The sequence below is a fragment of the Serratia sp. FGI94 genome (assembly GCF_000330865.1).
Classification (GTDB): Bacteria; Pseudomonadota; Gammaproteobacteria; order Enterobacterales; family Enterobacteriaceae; genus Serratia_B; species Serratia_B rubidaea.
Genome location: NC_020064.1, coordinates 3,474,119 through 3,500,799 on the forward strand (window position 1 = coordinate 3,474,119; position 26,681 = coordinate 3,500,799).

Genomic DNA, 26,681 nt, shown 5'->3' on the forward strand with positions numbered 1-26,681 from the left:
CGGGCATCTTATGTCAGATTAATGTCGTTTGCATGACAAAGTTTACCGCCGCCGGCCGGCAGATCTGTTGGACATTACTGTCAATCTCTCGCAATAATGTTGTAGGACATTAGAGCGGCATTCAGGCAGCGTGAGCGACGGGCGACGGTGCCTCTCACCCGCCTCCTCAGCAGGCGGCCTGGGCCGGTATAGGGGAATGCCATTCGATTTTTCCCATGATTTAACCGGAGTAATAATGGGTCAGGAAAAGCTCTACATCGAAAAAGAACTAAGCTGGTTGTCCTTTAATGAGCGCGTGTTGCAGGAAGCCGCAGATAAGAGCAATCCGCTGATTGAGCGCATGCGCTTCCTCGGCATTTACTCCAATAATCTCGACGAGTTTTACAAAGTCCGCTTTGCCGACCTGAAACGGCGCATCCTGATCAGCGAAGAGCAAGGCTCTGCCGGCGCCTCGCGTCATTTGCTGAAGAAAATCCAGACCAAGGTGTTAAAAACCGACCAGGAATTCGACACCCTGTATAATGATTTACTGCTGGAAATGGCGCGCAATCAAATCTTTCTGATCAATGAGCGCCAGGTCTCCGAGAATCAGCAAATCTGGCTGCGTCAATACTTCAGGCAGCATCTGCGCCAGCACATCACGCCGATCCTGATCAATCACGACACCAATCTGGTGCAGTTTCTGAAGGACGACTACACCTATCTGGCGGTGGAAATTATCCGCGGCAGCCATATCGACTATGCGCTGCTGGAGATCCCGTCCGACAAGGTGCCGCGCTTCGTCAACCTGCCGCCGGAAGCGCCGCGTCGCCGCAAGCCGATGATCCTGCTGGATAACATTCTGCGCTACTGCCTGGATGACATCTTCAAGGGCTTTTTCGACTACGATGCGCTCAACGCCTATTCGATGAAGATGACGCGCGATGCGGAATACGATCTGGTGACGGAAATGGAATCCAGCCTGCTGGAACTGATGTCCTCCAGCCTGAAGCAGCGCCTGACCGCCGAGCCGGTGCGCTTTGTATACCAGCGCGATATGCCGAATAAAATGGTGGAGCTGCTGCGCGAAAAGCTGGGTATCTCCAACTACGATTCGGTGATCGCCGGCGGCCGCTATCACAACTTCAAAGACTTTATCAGCTTCCCCAACGTCGGCAAAAGCAACCTGGTCAACCGGCCGCTGCCGCGTCTGCGCCATATCTGGTTCGACCGGTTCCGCAACGGCTTCGACGCCATCCGGGAACAAGACGTGCTGCTGTACTACCCGTACCACACCTTCGAGCACGTGCTGGAGTGGCTGCGTCAGGCGTCGTTCGACCCCAGCGTGCTGGCGATAAAAATCAATATTTACCGGGTGGCGAAAGATTCGCGCATTATCGAATCCATGATCCACGCGGCGCATAACGGCAAGAAAGTGACGGTGGTGGTCGAACTGCAGGCGCGCTTCGACGAAGAGGCCAACATTCACTGGGCCAAACGCCTGACGGAGGCCGGCGTGCACGTGATCTTCTCCGCCCCCGGCCTGAAGATCCACGCCAAGCTGTTTTTGATTTCGCGCCGCGAAGGCGACGCTATTGTGCGCTACGCCCATATCGGCACCGGCAACTTCAACGAAAAAACCGCGCGGGTGTACACCGACTACTCCCTGCTGACCGCCGATGCGCGCATCACCAACGAAGTACGCCGGGTGTTCAACTTTATTGAAAACCCCTACCGTCCGGTGCATTTTGACTATCTGATGGTATCGCCGCAGAACTCGCGCCGCATGCTGTACGACCTGATCGACCATGAAATCGCCAGCGCGCTGGCGGGCAAGCCGGCCGGCATTACGCTGAAATTGAATAATCTGGTGGATAAAGGGCTGGTGGATCGGTTATATACCGCTTCCGGCGCCGGCGTGAAGGTGCGCCTGCTGGTGCGCGGCATGTGCTCGCTGATTCCCAATCTGCCGGGGATCAGCGACAATATTCAGGCCATCAGCATCGTCGACCGCTATCTGGAACACGATCGCGTTTACGTTTTCGAAAACCAAGGTGACATCAAGGTCTTCCTGTCGTCCGCCGACTGGATGACCCGCAATATAGATTACCGTATCGAAGTGGCGACGCCGCTGCTGGATCCGGCGCTGAAACAGCGCGTGCTGGATATTCTGGCGATCCAGTTCAGCGACACCGTCAAAGCCCGTTATATTGATAAAGAGCTGAGCAACCAGTACGTACCGCGCGGCAACCGCCGTAAAGTACGTTCGCAAATTGCCATTTACGACTATTTAAAAGCTCTGGAACAACCAGGAAATTAGGCCAGCAACTATGCCGCTAAACAACACCGCCACTCATAAGCCATTGGAAATCGCCGCCATCGACCTCGGCTCGAACAGTTTCCATATGGTGATAGCCCGCGTCGTCAACGGCGCCCTGCAGGTATTGGGCCGCTTAAAACAGCGGGTTCACCTTGCCGACGGCCTGGATGCCAACAATGTGCTCAGTGAAGAAGCAATAGAACGCGGTCTGGCCTGCCTGGCCCTGTTTGCCGAACGGCTGCAGGGTTTCCCGGCGGAAAACGTCACCATCGTCGGGACGCATACGCTGCGTCAGGCGGTGAATGCCGAAGCCTTTCTCAAGCGCGCCGCCGAGGTGATCCCCTACCCGATCGAGATCATCTCCGGGCAGGAAGAGGCGCGCCTGATCTTTATGGGCGTGGAACACACCCAGCCGGAAAAGGGTCGCAAGCTGGTGATCGACATCGGCGGCGGTTCCACCGAGCTGGTGATCGGCGAAGATTTTGAACCTCTGCTGGCGGAAAGCCGCCGCATGGGCTGCGTCAGCTTCGCCCATATCTTTTTCCCTGACGGCGAAATCAACCGCACCAATTTCCGCCGCGCCCGGCTGGCGGCGGCGCAAAAGCTGGAAACCCTGGCCTGGCAATACCGCATTCAGGGCTGGCAATACGCGCTGGGCGCCTCCGGCTCGATTAAGGCAGCGCACGAAGTACTGGTGGCGATGGGAGAAAAGGACGGTCTGATCACCCTCGAGCGGCTGGAAATGCTGAGCGAACAGGTGCTGCAGTTCAAGAACTTCAGCGCCCTCAGCCTGCCGGGGCTGTCGGAGGAGCGTCAGGCGGTGTTTGTGCCGGGGCTGGCCATTTTATGCGGCGTGTTCGACGCGCTGGCGATCCGCGATTTACGCCTGTCCGACGGCGCGCTGCGCGAAGGGGTGCTGTACGAGATGGAGGGCCGTTTCCGCCATCAGGATATCCGCAGCCGCACCGCCAAAAGCCTGGCCGAGCACTACAATATCGATCGCGATCAGGCCAGCCGGGTGCTGGCGACCACCGAACTGCTGTACGCCCAGTGGATGGCGCAAAACACCAAGCTGGTCAACCCGCAGCTGGAAGCGCTGCTGAAATGGGCCGCTATGCTGCACGAGGTCGGGCTGAGCATCAACCACAGCGCCATGCACCGGCACTCCGCCTATATTCTGCAAAACACCAACCTGCCGGGCTTTAATCAGGAACAGCAGCTGCTGCTGGCGGCGCTGGTGCGCTTCCACCGTAAAGCCATCAAGCTGGAAGAGCTGCCGCGCCTGAATCTGTTCAAGAAGAAGCACTATCTGCCGCTGATACAGCTCCTGCGCCTGAGCGCGCTGCTGAACAACCAGCGTCAGTCCACCACCACGCCGGAAACCTTGCGTCTGATTACCGATGATAATCACTGGACGCTGCGCTTCCCGGCCGGCTATCTGACGCAGAATACGCTGGTGCAGCTGGATCTGGAGCGCGAGCAGGAGTACTGGAAAGATGTCGTCGGCTGGAAGCTGATCATTGAGGAAGAAGACGCGCAGCAGGACGAGCAGCGCCTCGCCTGATGCCACACTCAGCGGCGGCCCTTCGCCTGCGCGAAGGGCCGCCTGCCGTCACGCCTCGGCCTGCGTGCCGGCCGCCAGCGAGGTCAGCGGTACCGGCTGGCCGATATGGTAGCCCTGCATATAGTCAACCCCCAGCGCCCGCAGCGCCATCTGCTGCTCTTCGCTTTCCACATATTCCGCTACGATATGTAACCGCTTCATTAACGCCACCTTGCAGATGGACGCGATAATCTGGTGATCCACCGGATCGTTCAGCATATTACGCACGAAGCTGCCGTCAATTTTCAGCGTATCCACCTCCAGCATCCGCAGGCGGTTATAGCTGGCATAGCCGGTGCCGAAGTCGTCTATCGCAATGCGGCAGCCCAGTTCACGCAGCTCACGCAGGGTGGTGGCCGCATAGTGAATGTCCTGCATCAGGTGCGACTCGGTAATTTCCAGAATCAGCTGGTACGGTTCAATCGCATACTGCTGCAGCGCCTGCCGCACATCGCGGCTCAGCGTCGGGCGGCACAGCGTCGGCGGCGAGATATTCACCGCAAAGCGCGCACTCGGCAGCGTATCACGATGGCGATCCATAAACTTCAGCGTGTTATTCAACACCCACAGGTCCAGCTGATACGCCAGGCCGAACTCATGCACCACCGGCAAAAATTCGTTCGGCGACAACGCACCGCCCTTGTCATCAGGCAGGCGCAGCAGGATTTCATGGTAGCTGTCGCCGCGCACACCGTGGATCGGCTGCGCCATCAGGATAAAGCCGTCGCCGTCCAGCGCCCGCTGCACCCGGTGCAGCAGACGCACCTTGTGTTTCACCGCGTTCTGCACGTCCTGACGATCGTTGCGGATGCTCTCCGGCTCACCACTGGTCAGCGACAGATCGGCCAGCGAGCTCAGCTCCCCGAGCAGCAGATGCAGGTGCTCCACTTCCCCGGCGATGCCGCAGTAGCTGACGCCCAGCGGCGGGTGAATCGGTAGCCCGTTCCAGACCAGTCGGAAGTTCTCCAGCGTAGCGTGCACCTCCGCCACTTTGGCCTCGTCATCGTAGCCGTTCAGCCGCAGCACCAGATCGTAGCCCGGCAGCTGATACACGTCTTCGTCCGCCGCCAACCCCTTACGCAGGGTGCTGGCCAGATGCTGTTTGAAGCGAATGCGCAATTGCATGCCGTAATGACGGCTCAGCAGGTCCAGTTCGGCAATGCGCAGGAAGCACAGCGTCGAACGCGGCGCCAGCGCCAAATCCCGCTTCAGGGCGCGCAGGTTCGGCAGGCCGACCATCGGATCCTGCAGCGAGGCGCGCTTCATTTTGGCGAACAGCGCCAGCTGGCGAGAATTGATCGCCGACAGCAGGAATACGCTGAGGGTAAATACCAGCATCATCGAGGAAACGACGGCCAGATCGTGCAGGCGTCCGTCCACCCGCACATAGCTGCGATAGTTGAAAAACAGCGCCAGCAGCGCAACCGACCAGGCAATGCAGTTAAGGTGATAGCCGAAGCGCACCGCACCGTACAGCATCAGCGGCAGCAGCAGCGTCAGGCTGTAGTCGATCCAAAACTCCTTCTGCCCGACGCCGGTGGGATAGCACAGCGCAAACACCATGCCGGTCAGCAGCAGCAGCCAGAGCAACGTCTCGCCGGTTTTCACCCCCGGCGCGACTTCCAGACGGAAGCGGCACCGCAGCGTCCGCAGAAAACGCGGATTATTCAGCACCCGCAGCACAAAATAGAACAGCGGTGTGGAAGAGAGGCCGGCGATCAGCAGCGCGTGGAAATTTACCAGCGTATGCATCAGATTGGCTCTGCCGAACACCATACCCATCTCGTCCGGCAGCAGCCCCATGCCAATCATCAACTGCAGGCTGAGGATAAACAGCAGCGGCGGAAACGCCAGCAGCCAGATCAACCGCGGCGGCGTAAATCCCAGTACGTTAATGCGTGCACACCAGTCGCGCTGCGTCTGACAGCGGTAGCCCAGCCAGCAGACGCCGAGACAGAACAGATACAGCAGCGTCATGATGATGCCGATTTCCGGCCCCAGCCGGACGCTGTAACGGATCATGATGGCAACGACAATGCCGGGGATCGCCATCCAGTCGTACACCATCAACAGCGAAATACACACCGCCAGCGGCAGATAGACCAGATACACCTTTCCTTCCGGCAGCATAATGTGCGGGGAGAGCCAGCCGGCCAGCGGGATAAACACCAGGCTCCACACCAGAGGCTGGCCCCACCAACGGTGGCGTAACTTATTCCAGAGTTTCAATTTAATCATTATGAAGTGAGTATCTTCGCCGACGCGCGAAGCTATTTATCATCCAGACTTTAGCGGCCTGTCAGTAAGCGGCGTCCGCTCATCTCCAATGGCCAGGGTAATAATGATGAAAAAATCAGCAAATTTTACAGCTGGTCACGAATTCTATGCGCTACGCCGGGTTGAAAATTGATTTACATCAATTAACAGCTGATTGCCGGTTAAAAATAATCATAACATTGATGCGATAAAAAAATCGCCGTGTGCCGCCGGATAAAATCAAACCAACATTCAACGCACGACGGGATAATTTTTCTTTCCGGTGAAATACATGGACAAGTTTTGCCGGCCGCCACTAAAATTAGTTCACCCAAGGGGAAATAACGGGCATGGCCACCGGCTGCGCCATAAGGAACCGAGACCTGCGGACCCACTATGCGTAAAAGAACCACCGGACAAATGACCAAAATCGTGCTGCTGGTAAGTTTTATCATTTTGATAGGCCGGTTGCTGTATACCGCCATCGCCGCCATTCCCCACCATCAGGAAAAAAAGCTGTCCGCTCAGGAACAGCACGTCAGTCAACCGCTTAATTCATCCCGGGACAGCGCCTCTGAAGCGCCGTAACCGCGCGGGCCGCCGAATGGGTAAGCCGTCTGCCCACAGACGCTTTACCCATTCCTGGCCGCGCATCGTCCCTATCATAAAAATGACGCCATACTCTGTGATGTTCTATCTTGTACAAGTTATGACTCAGGAGCTCTGCGTGCCAAGCGTTAAGGAATACCATGTCTGCCGCAACACATAATGTCAAAAAGGTGGCTGAACACCGTCAGCACATCCTATCCCTGTTACTGAACAACAAAGCGCTGATCGACGGCATTCTCGGCCGGCCGGATGACGATCGGCCGCTCAGCCAGCAGGCGCTGATGGACCAGACCGCCGAAATTCGCGCGCTGGTGGAAGAGATGCACGCCGCCGACCTCGCCGACCTGCTGGAAGCGCTGCCGCAGGATGAACGTCTGGCGCTGTGGCGGCTGGTGGATCCGCCGCGCCGCGGCCAAACGCTGGTGGAAGTCGCCGAGCCGGTATGGGACAGCCTGATCGAAGAAATGAGTGATAAAGACCTGCTCAAGGCGATCAAAACGCTGGATATCGACGAACAGGCCTATCTGGCGCAGTTCCTGCCGCGCAACCTGATGGGGCGCCTGCTGACCTCGCTGGAGCCGGAGCAGCGCGCGCAGGTGCGCGAGATGATGCACTATGGCAAAGAGACCGTCGGCTGGATGATGGACTTTGAGCTGATCACGGTACGGCCCGACGTAACGCTGGGCACGGTGCACCGCTTTTTGCGCCAGCGCAAAACCATTCCGGACGCCACCGATAAAATCTTTGTCACCGACCGTAAAAACACCCTGCTCGGCGAACTGCCGCTAACGGCGGTGCTGCTGAACGATCCGCAAACGCAGGTCGCCAGCGTGATGGACAGCGAACCCACCAGCTTCCAGCCGGAAGACAAGGCCGAAGCGGCGGCCGGCGCGTTTGAACGCTACGACCTGATCAGCGCCCCGGTGATCGACGCACAGGGCAAACTGATGGGGCGTCTGACCATCGAAGAGATCGTCGACGTGGTCAATGAAGAGAGCGACAACAACCTGCGCCGCATGGGGGGCCTGAGCCCGGAAGAGGACGTGTTCGCACCGGTCAGCAAGGCGGTAAAAACTCGCTGGGCGTGGCTGGCCATCAATCTGTGCACCGCCTTTATCGCCTCGCGGGTGATCGGCCTGTTTGAGCACACCATCTCACAGCTGGTGGCGCTGGCCGCGCTGATGCCGATCGTCGCCGGCATCGGCGGCAATACCGGTAACCAGACCATTACCATGATCGTGCGCGCGCTGGCGCTGCACCAGATTGAAGAAGGCAATATTTCCCGCCTGCTGCTCAGAGAGCTGGGGGTGGCGATCATCAACGGCGTAGTCTGGGGCGGCATTATGGGGCTGGTGACCTATTTGCTGTACGACGACTGGGCGCTGGGCGGCGTGATGACGCTGGCGATGATCCTCAACCTGCTGGTCGCCGCGCTGATGGGCGTGGTGATCCCGATGGTGATGCTGAAGCTGGGACGCGACCCGGCGGTCGGCTCCAGCGTGTTGATCACCGCCCTGACCGACACCGGCGGCTTTTTCATCTTCCTCGGCCTCGCCAGCCTGTTCCTGCTGTAACCTTCCGGGCCGGCCTGCGCCGGCCCGTCTGTTTATGCCTCCGGCAGCCAGCCGTCGTGATGCCACAGATGCAAGGTGGCGTAAGAGCGCCACGGCCGCCAGCGTTCGGCATAGCGCTCAATCTGCCGCGGCGTCATGCCGGCAAAGCGCTGCTTAATCAGGTAGTCGCCGCTTAGAAACACGTCCGGCCAGCTCCAGGCGCGCATCGCAATATAGTTCGCCGTCCAGTCGCCGATGCCCGGCAGCGCGGTCAGCGCCCGGATGCCCTGCTCAATATCCAGCACGTTATCCAGCGCCAGCCGCCCCTCTTCCAGCGCGCGCGCCAGGGCGATCAGCGCCGCGGCCCGCTTGAGCTGAATGCCGAGCGGCCGCAGCATTTCCGGCTGCAGCGCGGCAATCTGCCCGGCCTGCGGAAACACATGGGTAATGCCGGCGTGCGGCTGCGCCAGCGGCGTCCCCCAGCGCTCCGCCATCCGCCCGGCGAATACCGCCGCCATTTTTACGCTGACCAGCTGCCCCAGCACCGCGCGCGTTGCCTGCTCAAAGCTGTTGACGCAGCCGGGCAGCCGCAGGCCGGGGTCGGTCACCAGCGAGCCTAGCGCGGCGGCGATAATGTCCGGCGCCGCGTCCAGATCGAACAGCTGGCGTATGCGTCGCAGCACCTCGGTGGTCACCCGGCTCAGCGACGGCGCAATCTCCACCCGCACCCGGTCGCGCGCCGTTTCCGGCAGCACGCTGACCCAGCCCTGATGCGTCTCGCCGCCGAGCGTCACCGCCATCGAGCGGTAATAGCGCCCGTCCTCGACGCTCTCCACGCCGCTGACCGCACGCGCCTGCAAAAAACTCAACATGCGCGGCCAGTCGTACGGCGGGCGATAGCCCAGATGAAACACCAGCCCGCCGGCGGCGGCGCGTGTCTGCCGGCCGCTGCTGTCGCGCAGCGCCGACGGGCTCAGGCGGTAGCGCTGCTTAAACAGCTCGTTAAAGCGCCGCAGGCTGCCGAACCCCGCGGCGAACGCCACCTCGCTGAGCGGCATATCGGTGTCCGCCAGCAGGCGCTTGGCCTGCAGCAGCCGGTGCGACTGCGCATAGTCGATGGGCGAGGCGCCGAACTGCTCGGCAAAAATGCGCCGCAGATGGCGATCGGAAATGCCCAGCCGCGCCGCCAGCGCCTCGCAGCCGTGCTCGGACAGGTAGCCCTGCTCAATCAGCTGCACCGCCACCTGCGCATAGCGGTTGCCCAGATCGATCAGCGCCAGGCCCGGCGCCAGCTCCGGCCGACACTTCAGGCAGGGGCGAAAGCCCGCCAGTTCGGCGGCGGCGGCGCTCGGGTAGAAGCTGCAGTTCTCGCTTTTCGGCGTGCGGGCGCTGCACACCGGCCGGCAGTAGATGCCGGTCGACGAAACGCCGACAAAGAAACGGCCGTCAAATTTGCGGTCCCGCGCGCTCAGCGCGGCATATAACGCCTGGTGTTCACTCATGGCTACGCTCGGTGTCAGTTTTTTCATCATTATGGCGCTCGGGCTGCGGACTGACGTGCGGAATTCGGACATCAAGATAGGCTTAGTTAAGCATCTCCTTACCGCCATCGCTAAAATTTTCGCCGTCCGGCACGCGCTGCATTGCCCGGACGCCCTCTCTCGGGTAAAGTCGCCCCCCTTCATTGGCATGGGGAACGAAAATGTTTATAGGATTTGACTACGGAACGGCCAACTGTTCCGTTGCGGTAATGCGGGAAAACGGCCCGGAACTGCTGGCGCTGGAAAACAACGAACCGTATCTGCCGTCGATGCTGTGCGCGCCGAGCCGCGAGGCGGTCAGCGAATGTCTGCATCGCCACTGGCAGGTGCCGACCGGCAGCGAAGAAAATCAGCAGCTGCTACGCCGCGCCGTCAGCTTCAACCGCGAAGAGGATATTCCGGTCAACGCCGACAGCCTGCAGTTCGGCCTGCAGGCGCTGGCGCAGTACGTTGAGGACCCGGAAGAGGTGTACTTCGTCCGCTCGCCGAAATCATTCCTCGGTGCCAACGGGCTGAAGGCGCAGCAAATCGCCCTGTTCGAAGACCTGGTCTGCGCCATGATGTTCCATATCAAACGGCAGGCGGAAGGCGTGCTGCAGCAGCAGATCGAGCAGACGGTGATCGGCCGGCCGATCAACTTCCAGGGCACCGGCGGCGAAGAGGCCAACCGCCAGGCGCAGGGCATCCTGCTGCGCGCCGCCCAGCGCGCCGGTTTTAAACAGATTGAGTTCCAGTTTGAGCCGGTGGCCGCCGGTCTGGATTTTGAAGCCACGCTGCAGGAAGAGAAAACCGTGCTGGTGGTCGATATCGGCGGCGGCACCACCGACTGCTCGGTGCTGCTGATGGGGCCGCAGTGGCGCGACAGCGCCGAGCGCCAGCAGAGCCTGATCGGCCACAGCGGCTGCCGCGTCGGCGGCAACGATCTGGATATTATGCTGGCGTTCAAGCAGCTGATGCCGCTGTTCGGCATGGGCGGCGAAACTGAAAAAGGCATCGCCCTGCCGGCGCTGCCATACTGGAATGCGGTCGCCACCAACGACGTGCCGGCGCAGAATGAGTTTTACAGCAGCGCCAACGCCAGGCTGCTAAACGATCTGATTCGCGATGCGGCGGAGCCGGAAAAGGTGCGGCGTCTGCTGCAGGTGTATCGTCAGCGCCTGAGTTACCGGCTGGTGCGCGCGGCGGAAGAGAGTAAAATCGCCCTCTCCGGCGAGGAAACCACCCGCGTGCCGCTGGCGTTTGTCCAGCCGGAGCTGGCGGAGATCATCAGCCAGGGACAGCTGGCGGACGCGATATCCCAACCGCTGCAGCGTATTCAGGAGCAGGTCACCGCCGCGCTGGCCACCAGCCAGACGCAGCCGGACGTGATCTACCTGACCGGCGGCAGCGCCCGTTCGCCGCTGCTGCGCGCGGCGCTGCAGCAACAGCTGCCCGGCATTCCGATTGTCGGCGGCAATGACTTCGGCTCGGTCACCGCCGGGCTGGCGCGCTGGGCGCAGACGCTGTTCCGTTAACGCCAGCCTTCGGGCGCGACGCCAGCGTCGCGCCCCTTACAGAGGTAACCACGATGCCAGTCGTCACGCTGAATACCGAACGTTTACGCCTGCGCGCCTGGCGCGATGACGATCTGCCCGCCTTCGCCGCGCTGAACGCCGACCCGCAGGTGATGCGCTACTTCCCCGCGCCGCTGTCGGCGGAGGCCAGCAGGGCGCAGGCCGCCACGTTCCGCCGGTTTATGCAGCAGCACGGCTGGGGATTATGGGCCGTCGAGCGGCCGGGCATCGCCCCCTTTATCGGCTTTGTCGGCCTGGCGCAGGTCGGCGACGACCTGCCGCTGGCTCCGTGCGTGGAGATCGGCTGGCGTCTGGCCGCCGCCCACTGGGGGCAAGGCTTCGCCAGCGAAGCCGCGCGCGCGGCGCTGCATCATGCGTTTACCCAGCTGCAACTGCCGGAAGTGGTGTCGTTTACCGCCACCGTCAATCTCCCCTCGCGCCGGGTGATGGAGCGCATCGGCATGCATTGCGCCGACGAGTATTTTGAGCATCCGCGCCTGCCGCCGGGCCACCGCCTGCGCAAACACATTGTGTACCGGCTGAGCCGGCAGCAGTGGCAGGCGCAGACGGGCTGACGGAGCTCGCTTTCAGCTTCATTAGCCCGGCCCGAATTTCCGTCACCACATGACCAACCCTCGCCCGGAAGGCGCTTCAGTCGCGCCACGCATCGGCAAAACCGGGGAAAACCGCATACTCTTCATGGAAAACTGACGATTCCTCCATTTTTCCTCCATTTTTATCCCGGTTGCGGCCGGTAAACTAGTATCCTATAAGAAGTTGGCCTTTCGGCTTGTTGCCCGCCTTTGGAGTATTTTCATCGTCATGAATGCAAAACCTCAACGCCGCTCCCTGATCCTGCGCCTTGCCATTCTCGCGCTGCTGGTTATCGCCGCCGTGTTGATTTGGCGACACTTCTTCGCCGCCGCCCCCGTTGAACCGCTGCCATCCGCCCGTCAGGCGGCCGGCAAACAGGCGAGTAACGGCGGCCGGCGCAAGATGCCGATGTCGCCGGTACAGGCGGCGACCGCCATGCAGCAGACCGTGCCGCGCTACCTGTCCGGCCTCGGCACCGCCAGCGCGGCGAATACCGTCACCGTCACCAGCCGGGTCGACGGGCAGCTGATGGCCATTCACTTCACCGAAGGCCAACAGGTAAAAGCCGGCGATCTGCTGGCGGAGATCGACCCGCGTCCATTCCAGGTACAGCTGACGCAGGCCGAAGGCCAACTGGCGAAAGACCAGGCGACGCTGGCCAACGCCAGACAGGATTTGGCACGCTATCAGCAGTTGGTGAAAACCAATCTGATCTCCCGCCAGGAACTGGACGCGCAGCGGGCTCTGGTACGCCAGACCGAAGGGGCGATCAAGGCCGACCAGGGCGCGGTGGACAGCGCCAAACTGCAGATCACCTATAGCCGCATCACCGCGCCGATCGACGGCCGCGTGGGGCTCAAGCAGGTTGACGTCGGCAACTACATCACCAGCGGCAGCAGCACGCCGCTGCTGGTGATCACCCAGACCCGGCCGATCGATGTGGTGTTTACCCTGCCGGAAGGCAATATCGCCGATCTGCTCAAAGCGCAGAAAGCCGGCGCGGTGGCGGTCGAAGCCTGGGACCGCACCAATTCACAGCAGCTGGCGACCGGCAGCCTGCTGAGCCTGGATAACCAGATCGATACCGCCACCGGCACCATCAAACTCAAGGCGCGCTTTAACAATCAGGACGACGCGCTGTTCCCCAATCAGTTCGTCAACGCGCGGCTGAAGGTGGACACCCTGCACAACGCGGTGGTAATCCCGACCGCGGCGCTGCAGATGGACAATGAGGGCAACTTCGTCTGGACGCTGGGGGATGACAACACCGTCAGCAAACACCGCATCACCACCGGCGTACAGGACAGCAGTCAGGTGGTGGTCACCGCCGGCCTGAGCGCCGGCGACCGGGTGGTCACCGACGGCATCGACCGCCTGACCGACGGCATTCAGGTTGAAGTGCTGACGCCGCAGGAAGCGCCGGCGGCCGCAACGCCGCGCCGCCAGCCGCAAGTTCAGGGGAAATCCTGATGCAGCCGACGCCGCATAAGGCTAACGGCGGGCCGTCCCGCCTGTTTATCCTGCGTCCGGTCGCCACCACGCTCTTTATGGTGGCCATCCTGCTGGCGGGCATTATCGGTTACCGCGCGCTGCCGGTGTCCGCCCTGCCGGAAGTGGATTACCCCACCATTCAGGTGGTGACGCTGTATCCCGGCGCCAGCCCCGACGTGGTGACCTCGGCGATCACCGCGCCGCTGGAGCGGCAGTTCGGCCAGATGTCCGGGCTGAAACAGATGTCGTCGCAAAGCTCCGGCGGCGCGTCGGTGGTGACGCTGCAGTTCCAGCTGGAGCTGCCGCTCGACGTTGCCGAGCAGGAGGTGCAAGCGGCCATTAACTCGGCCAGCAACCTGCTGCCGAACGACCTGCCCTACCCGCCGATCTACAGCAAGGTCAACCCGGCCGACCCGCCGATCATGACGCTGGCGGTCACTTCCAGCGCCATGCCGATGACCCAGGTGGAAGATATGGTGGAAACCCGCGTCGCGCAGAAAATTTCGCAGGTCACCGGCGTCGGGCTGGTCACCCTGTCCGGCGGGCAGCGCCCGGCGGTGCGTGTCAAGCTGAACGCCGCGGCGGTGGCGGCCTACGGGCTGGACAGCGAAACGGTGCGCAGCGCCATCAGCAACGCCAACGTCAACTCCGCCAAAGGCAGCCTGGACGGCCCTACCCGCTCGGTCACGCTGTCGGCCAACGACCAGATGAAATCCGCCGACGACTACCGCCAGCTGATCGTCGCCTACAAAGACGGCGCGGCGATCCGCCTGCGGGATATCGCCACCGTCGAACAGGGCGCCGAGAACAGCAAACTGGCGGCCTGGGCCAATAAGGATCAGGCCATCGTGCTGAATATTCAGCGCCAGCCGGGAGTGAACGTGATCACCACCGCCGACAGCATTCGCGAGATGCTGCCGACGCTGGTGAAAAGCCTGCCGAAATCGGTGGACGTGAAAGTGCTGACCGACCGCACCACCACCATCCGCGCCTCGGTCAGCGACGTGCAGTCCGAGCTGCTGCTGGCCATCGCCTTGGTGGTGATGGTGATTTACGTCTTCCTGCGCAACGTGCCGGCCACCATTATCCCCAGCGTGGCGGTGCCGCTATCGCTGGTCGGCACCTTCGCCGCCATGTATTTCCTCGGTTTTTCCGTCAATAACCTGACGCTGATGGCGCTGACCATCGCCACCGGGTTTGTGGTCGATGACGCCATCGTGGTGATCGAAAATATCTCGCGCTATATCGAAAAAGGCGAGAAGCCGCTGGACGCCGCGCTGAAAGGCGCCGGTGAGATCGGCTTTACCATTATCTCCCTCACTTTCTCGCTGGTGGCGGTGCTGATCCCGCTGCTGTTTATGGGCGATATCGTCGGCCGCCTGTTCCGCGAGTTCGCCGTCACGCTGGCGGTGGCAATTCTGATCTCCGCCGTGGTGTCGCTGACGCTGACGCCGATGATGTGCGCGCGCATGCTGAGCCACGAGTCGCTGCGTAAACAGAACCGCTTCTCCGCCGCCAGCGAACGCTTTTTCGAACGGGTGATCGCCCGTTACGGCGTATGGCTGAAAAGCGTGCTGAACCACCCGTGGCTGACGCTGGGGGTGGCGTGCGCCACCCTGGCGCTGACGGTGCTGCTGTACCTGCTGATCCCGAAAGGCTTCTTCCCGGTACAGGACAACGGCATTATTCAGGGCACGCTGGAGGCGCCGCAGAGCGTCTCCTTCAGCAATATGGCCGAGCGTCAGCAACAGGTCGCCGCGCAAATCCTCAAGGATCCGGCGGTCGAAAGCCTGACCTCCTTCGTCGGCATCGACGGCAGCAACGCCACGCTCAACAGCGGCCGGCTGCAGATCAATCTGAAGCCGCTCAGCGAGCGCAGCGAACGGATCCCGGCGGTAATCAGCCGCCTGCAGCAGCAAACGGCCAACATCCCCGGCGTGAAGCTCTACCTGCAGCCGGTGCAGGATCTGACCATCGACACCCAGGTGAGCCGCACCCAGTATCAGGTGACGCTGCAGGCGATGTCGCTGGATGAGCTGAGCCTGTGGGTGCCGCAGCTGATGAACGAACTGAAGCAGGCGCCGCAGCTGGCCGACGTCACCAGCGACTGGCTCGACCGCGGGCTGGTGGCCTACGTCAACGTCGACCGCGATTCGGCCGCGCGCCTCGGCGTCAGCATGAGCGATGTCGATAACGCGCTGTACAACGCCTTCGGCCAGCGACTGATCTCCACCATCTACACCCAGGCCAACCAGTACCGCGTGGTGCTGGAGCACGACGTCAGCCAGACTCCTGGCCTGGCGGCGCTGGACGATATCCGGCTGGCCGGCAGCGACGGCGCCATGGTGCCGCTGCGCAGCATCGCCAGGGTAGAAGAGCGCTTCGGCCCGCTGTCGGTCAACCATCTCGACCAGTTCCCGTCGGCGACGGTGTCGTTTAACGTCGCCGACGGCTACTCGCTCGGTGAGGCGGTGGACGCCATTACCCAGGCGGAGGCGCGCCTCAACCTGCCGAAAGATATCAGCACCCGCTTCCAGGGCGCGACGCTGGCGTTCCAGGCGGCGCTCGGCAGCACGCTGTGGCTGATTCTGGCGGCGATCGTGGCGATGTATATCGTGCTCGGCGTGCTGTATGAAAGCTTTATCCACCCGGTAACCATCCTGTCGACGCTGCCGACCGCCGGCGTCGGCGCGCTGCTGGCGCTGATGATGGCCGGCAACGACCTGGATGTGATCGCCATCATCGGCATTATTTTGCTGATCGGCATCGTGAAGAAAAACGCCATCATGATGATCGACTTTGCGCTGGCGGCGGAGCGCGAACAGGGCATGACGCCGTACGACGCCATCTATCAGGCCTGCCTGCTGCGCTTTCGGCCGATCCTGATGACCACGCTGGCGGCGCTGCTCGGCGCGCTGCCGCTGATGCTCAGCACCGGCGTCGGCGCGGAGCTGCGTCAGCCGCTGGGGGTCTGCATGGTGGGCGGCCTGGTGATGAGCCAGATCCTGACGCTGTTCACCACCCCGGTGATCTACCTGCTGTTTGACAAACTGGCGCGCAACACCCGCCGCCGGCCAGACGCGCAGGAGCTGCCGTGAGATTCTTTGCGCTGTTTATTCATCGCCCGGTGGCCACCACCCTGCTGACGCTGGCGATCGCCATCGCCGGCGTGATGGGCTTTCGCCTGCTGCCGGTCTCGCCGCTGCCGCAGGTTGATTTTCCGGTGATCGTGGTCAGCGCCTCGCTGCCCGGCGCCTCGCCGGAGACCATGGCCTCGTCGGTGGCGACGCCGCTGGAGCGCGCGCTGGGGCGCATCGCCGGGGTGAATGAAATGACCTCGATGAGCTCGCTCGGCAGCAGCCGCGTGATTTTGCAGTTCGATCTGGATCGCGATATCAACGGCGCGGCGCGCGACGTGCAGGCGGCGATTAACGCGGCGCAGAGCCTGTTGCCGAGCGGCATGCCGAGCCGGCCAAGCTATCGCAAGGTCAATCCGTCCGACGCGCCGATCATGATCCTGACGCTGACCTCCGACACCTACAGTCAGGGGCAGCTGTATGATTTCGCCTCCACCCAGCTGGCGCAGCGCATCGCCCAGACCGAAGGGGTCGGCGACGTGTCGGTGGGCGGCAGCTCGCTGCCGGCGGTGCGGGTCGAACTCAATCCCGGCGCGCTGTTCAATCAGGGGGTGTCGCTCGACAGCGTGCGCCAGGCCATCAGCAGCGCCAACGTGCGCAAGCCGCAGGGCGCGCTGGAAAATCCGCAGCAGCGCTGGCAACTGCAGACCAACGACGAGCTGAAAACCGCCGCCGACTATCAACCGCTGATCGTTCACTACAACAACGGCTCGGCGGTGCGCCTCGGCGACGTGGCCGAGGTGAAAGACTCGGTGCAGAACGTGCGCAACGCCGGCATGACCAACGCCAAACCGGCGATCATCATGACCGTCAGCCGTGCGCCGGACGCCAATATTATCGCCACCATCGACCGCATCCGCGCCGAACTGCCGGATCTGCAGGAGAATATCCCGGCGTCGATCCAACTGAATATCGCGCAGGATCGCTCGCCGACCATCCGCGCCTCGCTGGCGGAGGTGGAACAGTCGCTGGCGATCGCCATCGCGCTGGTGATTCTGGTGGTGTTTATCTTCCTGCGCTCCGGACGCGCCACGCTGATCCCGGCGGTGGCGGTGCCGGTGTCGCTGATCGGCACCTTCGCCGCCATGTACCTGTGCGGCTTCAGCCTGAACAACCTGTCGCTGATGGCGCTGACCGTCGCCACCGGCTTTGTGGTGGATGACGCCATCGTGGTGCTGGAGAATATTTCGCGCCACGTTGAAGCCGGCGTCAGGCCGATCAACGCCGCGCTGCAGGGGGCCCGTGAGGTCGGCTTTACCGTGCTGTCGATGAGCGTGTCGCTGGTGGCGGTGTTTATTCCGCTGCTGCTGATGGAGGGGCTGCCCGGCCGGCTGTTCCGCGAGTTCGCCGTCACGCTGTCGGTATCCATCGGCCTGTCGCTGATTATCTCGCTGACGCTGACGCCGATGATGTGCGCCTATCTGCTGCGCTACCAGCCGGTGCGCGCCCAGCGCCGCACGCGCGGCTTCGGCCGCCTGCTCAACGCGCTGCAGCAGGGCTACGGCCGTTCGCTCAACTGGGTGCTGGGCCATGCGCGCTGGGTGCTGGCGCTGTTTCTCGCCACCATCGCCCTCAACGTCTGGCTGTACGTCAGCATCCCGAAAACCTTTTTCCCCGAGCAGGACACCGGCCGGCTGATGGGCTTTATTCAGGCGGACCAGAGCATCTCCTTCCAGGCGATGCGCAGCAAGCTGGAAGACTTTATGAAAATCGTGCGTGAAGACCCGGACGTGGATAACGTCACCGGCTTTACCGGCGGTTCACGCACCAACTCCGGCTCGATGTTTATCTCGCTGAAGCCGCTCTCCGAACGCAGCAGCAGCGCCCAGCAGGTGATCGCCCGCCTGCGCGGCAAGCTGGCGAAAGAGCCGGGCGCCAACCTGTTCCTGATGGCGGTGCAGGATATCCGCGCCGGCGGCCGTCAGGCCAACGCCAGCTACCAGTACACGCTGCTGGCGGACGATCTCGGCGCGCTGCGCGAATGGGAGCCGAAGATCCGCGCCGCGCTGGCGAAACTGCCGGCGCTGGCGGACGTAAACTCCGATCAGCAGGACAAAGGCTCGGAGCTGGATCTGGTCTACGACCGCGAAACCATGGCGCGCCTCGGCATTTCCGTCAGCGACGCCAATAACCTGCTGAACAACGCCTTCGGTCAGCGGCAGATCTCCACCATCTATCAGCCGCTCAACCAGTACAAGGTGGTGATGGAGGTCGCACCGCCATATACCCAGGACGTCAGCGCGCTGGAGAAAATGTTTGTGATCAACAAAGAGGGCAAGGCCATCCCGCTCTCCTACTTCGCCAGCTGGCGGCCGGTCAACGCGCCGCTGTCGGTCAACCATCAGGGCCTGACGGCGGCGTCGACCATCTCGTTCAACCTGCCGGACGGCGGCAGCCTGTCCGACGCCACCGCGGCCATCGAGCGCGCGATGACCGGGCTAGGCGTACCGCCGACGGTGCGCGGCGCCTTCGCCGGCACTGCGCAGCTGTATCAGGAGACGCTGCGCTCGCAGCTGTTCCTGATCCTGGCGGCGATCGCCACGGTGTATATCGTGCTCGGCGTGCTGTATGAGAGCTATATTCACCCGCTGACCATTCTCTCCACCCTGCCCTCCGCCGGGGTGGGCGCGCTGCTGGCGCTGGAGCTGTTCGGCGCGGCCTTCAGCCTGATTGCGCTGATCGGCATCATGCTGCTGATCGGCATCGTGAAAAAGAATGCCATCATGATGGTCGACTTTGCGCTCGACGCGCAGCGCCAAGGCGGCATCAGCGCGCGCGAGGCGATTTTCCAGGCCAGCCTGCTGCGTTTTAGGCCGATCATGATGACCACGCTGGCGGCGCTGTTCGGCGCGCTGCCGCTGGTGGTGACCAGCGGCGACGGCGCAGAGCTGCGTCAGCCGCTGGGGATCACCATCGCCGGCGGGCTGTTGATGAGCCAGCTGCTGACGCTGTACACCACGCCGGTGGTCTATCTCTATTTCGACCGCCTGCAGACGCGCCTGCGCCGCGGCAAGAAACTGCAGCCGCTGCCGGAGTAGCGCAGCGCCGTAAACCCAGAACCGCGCGCCAGACACGCGCAACGAGGATTGAATGAAAATAGGCATTACCGGCAAGCTGTTCCTGGCCATCTTCGCCACCTGTATGCTGGTGCTGCTCACCATGCACTGGGGCGTGCGCCTCAGCTTTGAACGCGGCTTTATCGACTACATCAAGCACAGCAACGAGCAGCGCATCGCCATGCTGAGCGACGCGCTGGAAGATCAGTACAGCCGCCACGGCAACTGGGCGTTTCTGCGCAACAACGATCGGGTGGTGTACCAGATTATGCGTTCGTTTGAGCAGAGCAGCGACAGCAGCCATAACCTGCCGCCGAAGGGCTGGCGCACGCAGTTTTGGGTGGTTGACAGCCAGTTCCGCCGCCTGGTGGGCCACGGCGGCCCGCTTCCCAAAGAGGGCACCCGGCAGCCGATCCGCTATAACAACCAGATCGTCGGCTGGGTGATCGCCACGCCGCCGGAGCGGCTGACGCGCAACGCCGACATCAACTTCGACCGTCAGCAAAAACGCACCAGCTGGCTGATTGCCGCGCTGTCGGCGCTGCTGGCCGCCGCCGCCACGCTGCTGATGTCGCGCGGCCTGCTGGCACCGGTCAAGCGTCTGGTGGCCGGCACCCACCGGCTGGCGGCCGGCGATTTCAGCGCCCGCGTCGCGGTCAGCAGCCAGGATGAACTGGGGCGGCTGGCGCAGGACTTTAACCAGCTCGCCACCTCGCTGGAAAAAAACGAACGCATGCGCCGGGCGTTTATGGCCGACGTCTCCCACGAGCTGCGCACCCCGCTGGCGGTGCTGCGCGGCGAACTGGAGGCGCTGCAGGACGGCGTGCGCCAGCCGACGCCGGATTCGCTCGGCTCGCTGCAGGCGGAAGTCGCCACGCTGACCAAACTGGTGGATGATTTACACCAGCTGTCGCTGTCCGACCTCGGCGCGCTGGCCTACCGCAAATCGCAGGTGGACTGCGTCCATCTGCTGCAGGTGTCGGTCGCCGCCTTCCGTGAGCGCTTCCACGCCAAGGGGCTGCAGATCGTCACCCACCTGCCGGAGCGCGCGCCGCTGTTCGGCGACCCGGACCGCCTCCACCAGCTGTTTAACAATCTGCTGGAAAACAGCCTGCGCTATACCGACGCCGGCGGCACGCTGGAGATCGGCGCCGAAGTGAAGCCCGGCAGCCTGCTGCTGTACTGGCAGGACAGCGCCCCCGGCGTGCATGACGATCAGCTGCCGCGCATCCTTGAACGCTTCTACCGCACCGAAGGCTCGCGCAACCGCGCCAGCGGCGGCTCCGGGCTGGGGCTGTCGATCTGCCAGAATATCGCTGAAGCCCACGGCGGACGCATTTATGCACAGCACTCGCCTTTGGGCGGGGTGCGCATTGCGCTAGAATTCCCTTATCCCAGCTCCCCAGTAAAGAACAAGGCACCCTGATGGAAACGCTCAACCAACCGTTACAGATCATGATTGTGGAAGACGAACCCAAACTGGGCCAGCTGCTGGTGGATTATCTGCAGGCCGCCGGTTACACCACCCGCTGGCTGACCAACGGCAGCGAGGTGGTGCCGGCGGTGCAACAGCAGCCGCCGGCGCTGATCCTACTGGACCTGATGCTGCCGGGCAGCGACGGCCTGACGGTCTGCCGCGAGCTGCGCCGCTTCAGCGATATCCCCGTGATGATGGTGACGGCGAAAATTGAAGAGATCGACCGCCTGCTGGGGCTGGAGATCGGCGCGGACGACTACATCTGCAAGCCGTACAGCCCGCGGGAAGTGGTGGCGCGGGTGAAAACCATTTTGCGGCGCTGCCAGCGCCCCGGCGAGCAGGGGCAGGACGACGCGCTGCTGCATATCGACGAGCCGCGCTTTCAGGCCAGCTATCAGGGCCAGATGCTGGATCTGACGCCGGCGGAGTTCCGCCTGCTGAAAACCCTGGCCAGCCAGCCGGGCAATGTGTTCTCGCGCGAGCAGCTGCTGAACAACCTCTACGACGACTACCGGGTGGTGACCGACCGCACCATCGACAGCCATATTAAAAATCTGCGCCGCAAGCTGGAGCTGCTCGACGGCGACAAGGCGTTTATCCGCTCCGTCTACGGCGTCGGCTACCGCTGGGAGGCCGAACCCTGCCGGTTGGTAAACGGCCTGTGAGCCGCGCGCGTCGCCGCCCGGCGTGTTTTGCGCGACGTCAACGCTCCGACATTCAAGGCTTTGGCTACACTTAGTAGCAGCAGCTTTCAGCAGCGGCCCTGCGCCGCCGCTGAGAGACGGCGGCTACTCGTATGTCTGAACCTACAGGAGAAGGACCCATGGCAAACGGCCACTATGAATTAAAAAAATCCAGCAGCAACGGACAGTTTCACTTCACGTTAAAGGCCAGCAACGGCGAAATTATTCTTTCCAGTGAGATGTACACCAGCAAGGCGTCGGCGGAAAACGGCATCGCCTCGGTGCAGACCAACTCTCCGCATGAAGCGCAGTATGAAAGCAAAGTCAGCAGCAACGGCAAGCCCTACTTCGTGCTGAAGGCCAAGAACCATCAGGTGATCGGCACCAGCCAGATGTACAGCTCCGACAGTGCCGCGAAAAACGGCATTCAGTCGGTGATTAAAAACGGCCCGACCACCGACGTGCGCGATCTCAGCGCCGGCTGATTTCCCCCGCGCAGCGTCCGCGCTGCGCGTCTCACCATGATATAAATCAATTCCCCCGAAAAAACTCCGGTTACTTGCTGATTTCCACGCGCGCTGCCGCTACAATCCCCGCTTTCGCCGCGCCATCAGGTGGCGCGCCGCTGACTTGAAATCAGATTGAGAATCACTATGTTTACACCGGAACTCCTCTCCCCGGCCGGCACGCTGAAAAATATGCGTTACGCCTTCGCCTACGGCGCCGATGCGGTTTACGCCGGCCAGCCGCGCTACAGCCTGCGGGTGCGCAATAACGAATTCAACCACGAGAACCTGGCGCAGGGCATCAACGAGGCGCACGCGCTGGGCAAAAAATTCTATGTGGTGGTCAACATCGCGCCGCACAACGCCAAGCTGAAAACCTTCCTGCGCGACCTGAAGCCGGTGGTGGATATGGGCCCGGACGCGCTGATCATGTCCGACCCCGGCCTGATTATGCTGGTGCGCGAGGCCTTCCCGCAGATGGCGATCCACCTGTCGGTGCAGGCCAACGCGGTGAACTGGGCCACGGTGAAGTTCTGGCATCAGATGGGGCTGACGCGCGTCATCCTGTCGCGCGAGCTGTCGCTGGATGAGATCGCCGAAATCCGCAGCCAGGTGCCGGAGATGGAGCTGGAAGTCTTCGTGCACGGCGCGCTGTGCATGGCCTACTCCGGCCGCTGTCTGCTGTCCGGCTATATCAACAAGCGCGACCCGAATCAGGGCACCTGCACCAACGCCTGCCGCTGGCAGTACAAGGCCGAAGAGGGCAAAGAGGACGACGCCGGCAACATCGTGCATCTGCATGAGCCGATTGCGGTGCAGACCGTGGAGCCGACGCTCGGCATCGGCGCGCCGACCGACAAGGTGTTTATGCTGTCCGAGGCGCAGAAGCCGGGCGAATATATGAGCGCCTTCGAAGACGAGCACGGCACCTACATCATGAACTCCAAGGATCTGCGCGCCATTCAGCACGTGGAGCGTCTGACGCAGCTCGGCGTGCATTCGCTGAAAATTGAAGGACGCACCAAGTCCTTCTACTACTGCGCCCGCACCGCACAGGTCTACCGCCGCGCCATCGACGACGCCGCCGCCGGCAAACCGTTCGACGCCAGCCTGCTCACCACGCTGGAGGGCCTGGCGCACCGCGGCTATACCGAAGGCTTCCTGCGCCGCCACACCCACGACGCGCATCAGAACTACGACTATGGCTCTTCCGTTTCCGAGCGGCAGCAGTTCGTCGGCGAGTTCACCGGCGTACGTCGCGACGGCTGGGCGGAGGTTGATGTGAAAAACAAATTCTCCTGCGGCGACAGCGTGGAGCTGATGACGCCGGGCGGCAACATCCAGTTTACGCTGGCGGAGATGCGCAATAAAAAAGACGAGGCGATAACGGTGGCGCCGGGCAACGGCCACCTGGTGTATCTGCCGATCCCGCCGGACGTCGACCTCAGCTACGCCCTGCTGATTCGTAATTTACCGCAGGCAAACGACGTAGCGGAAAAATAACGCGCGCGATACGCCAGCGCTGAATGGCAATATCCCCCTCCATTTGCGGGAAAAGTCCTAAACCGGAGGGGAAGCGCGCCAAATAAAAGTCAGACATGTGCAAATATTAGAATTGGATCACACCAATCGGCGGAAAAGTTCGTTACTATCAAACCGCTAAAATAAAGAACGAGAATATTTGCATAGCAATACTAGGAACCACCTCCTTGGCCGGCCCAATCTCCCTTGGGCTGGCTTTTTCTTTTGCGCCCGCTACGACGTTTAATATCGCGTTTCCTTTTATTCACTTTTTTATATTCACCACTAAAACAACCGGCAGTAAAAATATATATTCAGGTATGATTAAGTCATATATCGCCCACACATTTAGGACGCAAAAAAACAATATCCCTGCGACGCACGATAAAGCCGGAAAATGCGTTTTACTATTCGATATCCTTAACTGAATATTCTTATGGCTTCCACATTGCCAGTAGTCTATCGTTGATAACCAACGGATTTCAGCAAGGCAGGACAACAGAGATGAGTCAACACGCGCCAACATTACTAATCATTAACGGTAAAGGCGCCGGCGATGAGCTGGTGCGCGCCGCGGTGCAAAAACTGCGGGACGCAGGCGATATTCTGCACGTGCGCGTCACCTGGGAAGGCGGCGACGCCGCCCGCTACGTGAAAGAGGCGCTGCAGCTGGGCGTCGGCACGCTGATCGCCGGCGGCGGCGACGGCACCATCAACGAAGTGGCCGCAGCGCTGGCGCAGATGCCGGCCGGACAGCGTCCGGTTCTCGGCATTCTGCCGCTCGGCACCGCCAACGACTTCGCCACCGCCTGTAATATCCCACTGGTGCCAGAACAGGCGCTGAATCTGGCGATTAAAGGACGCGCGGTGCCGATCGACCTGGCCTGCGTCAACGGCGAACGTTATTTTATCAATATGGCCACCGGCGGCTTCGGCACGCGCATCACCACCGAAACGCCGGAAAAGCTCAAGGCGGCGCTGGGCGGCGTCTCCTACTTTATCCACGGCCTGCTGCGCATGGAGAGCCTGAAGGCCGACCGCTGTGAAATCCGCGGGCCGGACTTCACCTGGCGCGGCGAGGCGCTGGTGATCGGCATCGGCAACGGCAAACAGGCGGGCGGCGGCCAGCAGCTGTGCCCGGATGCGCTGATCAACGACGGCCTGCTGCAGCTGCGCCTGCTGATCGCCGGCGAGCTGCTGCCGGCGCTGGTCGCCAGCCTGTTCAACGAGGACGACAACAAAAACATCATCAGCGCCGCGCTGCCCTGGCTGGAGATCGACGCGCCGCATGAGATGACGTTTAACCTCGACGGCGAGCCGCTGAAGGGTAAACATTTCCGCATTGAGGTGCTGCCGGACGCCATCTTGTGCCGCCTACCGCCTAACTGCCAACTACTCGGCTAACCCCCCTCTGAAGGGCGATCTGCTTCGCCCTTCCCTTTCTTTTCCGCTGTATCTGCACCGCGATGAAATGTGATCGCCGCCCGCAAAATGCGCAATTCATACTTGTATGGTAGTTAGTTCATGGCATATGTTCGCCCATCATACAGCCTGAATAACGGAAAGCGCACGCGATGAAAATTATCAATGCCGAAGTGTTTGTCACCTGCCCCGGCAGGAATTTCGTCACCCTGAAAATCACCACCGACGCCGGGATTACCGGGCTGGGAGACGCCACGCTCAACGGCCGCGAACTGTCGGTCGCCTCCTATCTGCGTGACCACCTGTGCCCGCAGCTGATCGGCCGCGATGCGCAGCGGATCGAAGATATCTGGCAGTTCTTCTACAAGGGCGCCTACTGGCGCCGCGGCCCGGTGACCATGTCGGCCATTTCCGCCATCGATATGGCGCTGTGGGACATCAAGGCCAAGGCGGCCGGGATGCCGCTGTACCAGCTGCTCGGCGGCGCGTCGCGCAGCGGCGTGATGGTCTATTGCCACACCACCGGCCACAGCATCGACGAAGTGCTGGACGACTATGCCCGTCACCAGGAGATGGGCTTTAAGGCGATCCGCGTACAGTGCGGCGTGCCGGGCATGAAAACCACCTACGGTATGGCGAAAGGCAAGGGCCAGGCCTATGAGCCGGCCACCAAGGGCCACTGGCCGGAAGAGCAGCTGTGGTCGACAGAGAAGTACCTCGATTTCACCCCGAAGCTGTTCGAAGCAGTGCGCGACAGGTTTGGCTTCGACCAGCATCTGCTGCATGACATGCACCACCGCCTGACACCGATCGAGGCCGCCCGCTTCGGCAAAAGCGTCGAGCCATACCGCCTGTTCTGGATGGAAGATCCGACGCCGGCGGAAAATCAGGCCTGTTTCCGGCTGATCCGCCAGCACACCGTGACGCCGATCGCCGTCGGCGAAGTGTTCAACAGCATCTGGGACTGCAAGCAGCTGATTGAAGAGCAGCTGATCGACTATATCCGCACCACGCTCACCCACGCCGGCGGCATCACCGGCATGCGGCGCATCGCCGATTTCGCCTCGCTGTATCAGGTGCGCACCGGTTCACACGGCCCTTCCGACCTGTCGCCGGTCTGCATGGCGGCGGCGCTGCACTTTGACCTGTGGGTGCCAAACTTCGGCGTGCAGGAGTATATGGGCTATTCGGCGCAGATGCTGGAGGTGTTCCCCCACAGCTGGCGCTTCGACAACGGCTATATGCACCCGGGCGACCAGCCGGGCATCGGCATTGAATTCGACGAAAAGCTGGCGGCCAAATACCCCTACGATCCGGCCTATCTGCCGGTCGCACGGCTGGAAGACGGCACCCTGTGGAACTGGTAACGGAGAGCATCAG

The 26,681-nt window shown here is 62.0% G+C and carries 17 protein-coding genes; 15 read left to right on the forward strand and 2 right to left on the reverse strand.

The features are described 5' to 3' along the window. The first annotated feature begins 235 nt into the window (after nt 1-235). Both ppk1 and ppx read left to right on the forward strand, forming a co-directional pair. Nucleotides 236-2,299 carry a polyphosphate kinase 1 gene (gene ppk1 / locus D781_RS15890; protein WP_015673353.1) on the forward strand — a complete coding sequence of 688 codons (2,064 nt, stop codon included), beginning with the start codon at nt 236-238 and terminating at the stop codon, nt 2,297-2,299. A 10-nt stretch (nt 2,300-2,309) separates the two neighbouring features. Next, nucleotides 2,310-3,863 (forward strand): exopolyphosphatase, encoded by a 1,554-nt coding sequence (gene ppx, locus D781_RS15895; RefSeq protein WP_015673354.1) that lies wholly within the window; start codon nt 2,310-2,312, stop codon nt 3,861-3,863. A gap of 48 nt (nt 3,864-3,911) precedes the next feature. On the opposite strand, the gene D781_RS15900 is transcribed toward ppx, so the two are convergent. Next, nucleotides 3,912-6,140 carry an EAL domain-containing protein gene (locus D781_RS15900; RefSeq protein WP_015673355.1) on the reverse strand — a complete coding sequence of 743 codons (2,229 nt, stop codon included), beginning with the start codon at nt 6,138-6,140 and terminating at the stop codon, nt 3,912-3,914. A gap of 414 nt (nt 6,141-6,554) precedes the next feature. Between D781_RS15900 and D781_RS15905 the strand changes: the two genes are divergently transcribed. Both D781_RS15905 and mgtE read left to right on the forward strand, forming a co-directional pair. Further along, complete coding sequence (locus D781_RS15905) at nt 6,555-6,746, forward strand: YfgG family protein (protein ID WP_015673356.1); 192 nt, start codon at nt 6,555-6,557, stop codon at nt 6,744-6,746. A 161-nt stretch (nt 6,747-6,907) separates the two neighbouring features. Next, nucleotides 6,908-8,341: a magnesium transporter gene (gene mgtE, locus D781_RS15910; RefSeq protein WP_015673357.1), complete on the forward strand. Its 1,434-nt coding sequence runs from the start codon at nt 6,908-6,910 to the stop codon at nt 8,339-8,341. A gap of 32 nt (nt 8,342-8,373) precedes the next feature. Here the strand turns inward: mgtE and alkA are convergent, their stop codons facing one another. After that, entirely contained in the window at nt 8,374-9,852 is a 1,479-nt protein-coding gene (alkA, locus tag D781_RS15915; RefSeq protein WP_015673358.1) for a DNA-3-methyladenine glycosylase 2, read from the reverse strand. A gap of 170 nt (nt 9,853-10,022) precedes the next feature. Between alkA and yegD the strand changes: the two genes are divergently transcribed. From yegD to manD, 11 genes are all read left to right on the forward strand, one after another. After that, nucleotides 10,023-11,375, forward strand: coding sequence for a molecular chaperone (yegD, locus tag D781_RS15925; RefSeq protein ID WP_015673359.1), 1,353 nt, complete (start codon nt 10,023-10,025; stop codon nt 11,373-11,375). Between the two features lie 53 nt (nt 11,376-11,428). After that, the gene (locus D781_RS15930; protein WP_015673360.1) at nt 11,429-11,989 is read left to right on the forward strand and encodes a GNAT family N-acetyltransferase; all 561 of its coding nucleotides are present in this window, start codon (nt 11,429-11,431) and stop codon (nt 11,987-11,989) included. A gap of 247 nt (nt 11,990-12,236) precedes the next feature. Next, on the forward strand, nt 12,237-13,478 hold the full coding sequence (locus tag D781_RS15935; protein WP_015673361.1) for an MdtA/MuxA family multidrug efflux RND transporter periplasmic adaptor subunit: 1,242 nt from the start codon (nt 12,237-12,239) through the stop codon (nt 13,476-13,478). Then, a complete protein-coding gene (locus tag D781_RS15940) occupies nt 13,478-16,597 on the forward strand; it encodes an MdtB/MuxB family multidrug efflux RND transporter permease subunit (protein WP_015673362.1) in 3,120 nt (1,039 codons plus the stop codon). The genes D781_RS15935 and D781_RS15940 overlap by 1 nt, the downstream gene beginning before the upstream one ends. Then, entirely contained in the window at nt 16,594-19,674 is a 3,081-nt protein-coding gene (mdtC, locus tag D781_RS15945; protein ID WP_015673363.1) for a multidrug efflux RND transporter permease subunit MdtC, read from the forward strand. Before D781_RS15940 ends, mdtC begins: the two co-directional genes overlap by 4 nt. 52 nt (nt 19,675-19,726) lie before the next feature. After that, complete coding sequence (gene baeS, locus D781_RS15950; RefSeq protein WP_015673364.1) at nt 19,727-21,118, forward strand: two-component system sensor histidine kinase BaeS; 1,392 nt, start codon at nt 19,727-19,729, stop codon at nt 21,116-21,118. Further along, on the forward strand, nt 21,118-21,834 hold the full coding sequence (gene baeR, locus D781_RS15955) for a two-component system response regulator BaeR (protein WP_015673365.1): 717 nt from the start codon (nt 21,118-21,120) through the stop codon (nt 21,832-21,834). The genes baeS and baeR overlap by 1 nt, the downstream gene beginning before the upstream one ends. Nucleotides 21,835-21,992: 158 nt before the next feature. Next, nucleotides 21,993-22,337, forward strand: coding sequence for a YegP family protein (locus D781_RS15960; RefSeq protein ID WP_015673366.1), 345 nt, complete (start codon nt 21,993-21,995; stop codon nt 22,335-22,337). Between the two features lie 168 nt (nt 22,338-22,505). Continuing rightward, nucleotides 22,506-23,861 (forward strand): tRNA 5-hydroxyuridine modification protein YegQ, encoded by a 1,356-nt coding sequence (gene yegQ, locus D781_RS15965; protein ID WP_015673367.1) that lies wholly within the window; start codon nt 22,506-22,508, stop codon nt 23,859-23,861. A gap of 522 nt (nt 23,862-24,383) precedes the next feature. After that, nucleotides 24,384-25,283 (forward strand): lipid kinase YegS, encoded by a 900-nt coding sequence (gene yegS / locus D781_RS15970; protein WP_015673368.1) that lies wholly within the window; start codon nt 24,384-24,386, stop codon nt 25,281-25,283. 170 nt (nt 25,284-25,453) lie between these two features. Then, the gene (gene manD, locus D781_RS15975) at nt 25,454-26,668 is read left to right on the forward strand and encodes a D-mannonate dehydratase ManD (protein ID WP_015673369.1); all 1,215 of its coding nucleotides are present in this window, start codon (nt 25,454-25,456) and stop codon (nt 26,666-26,668) included. Nucleotides 26,669-26,681: the final 13 nt, after the last annotated feature.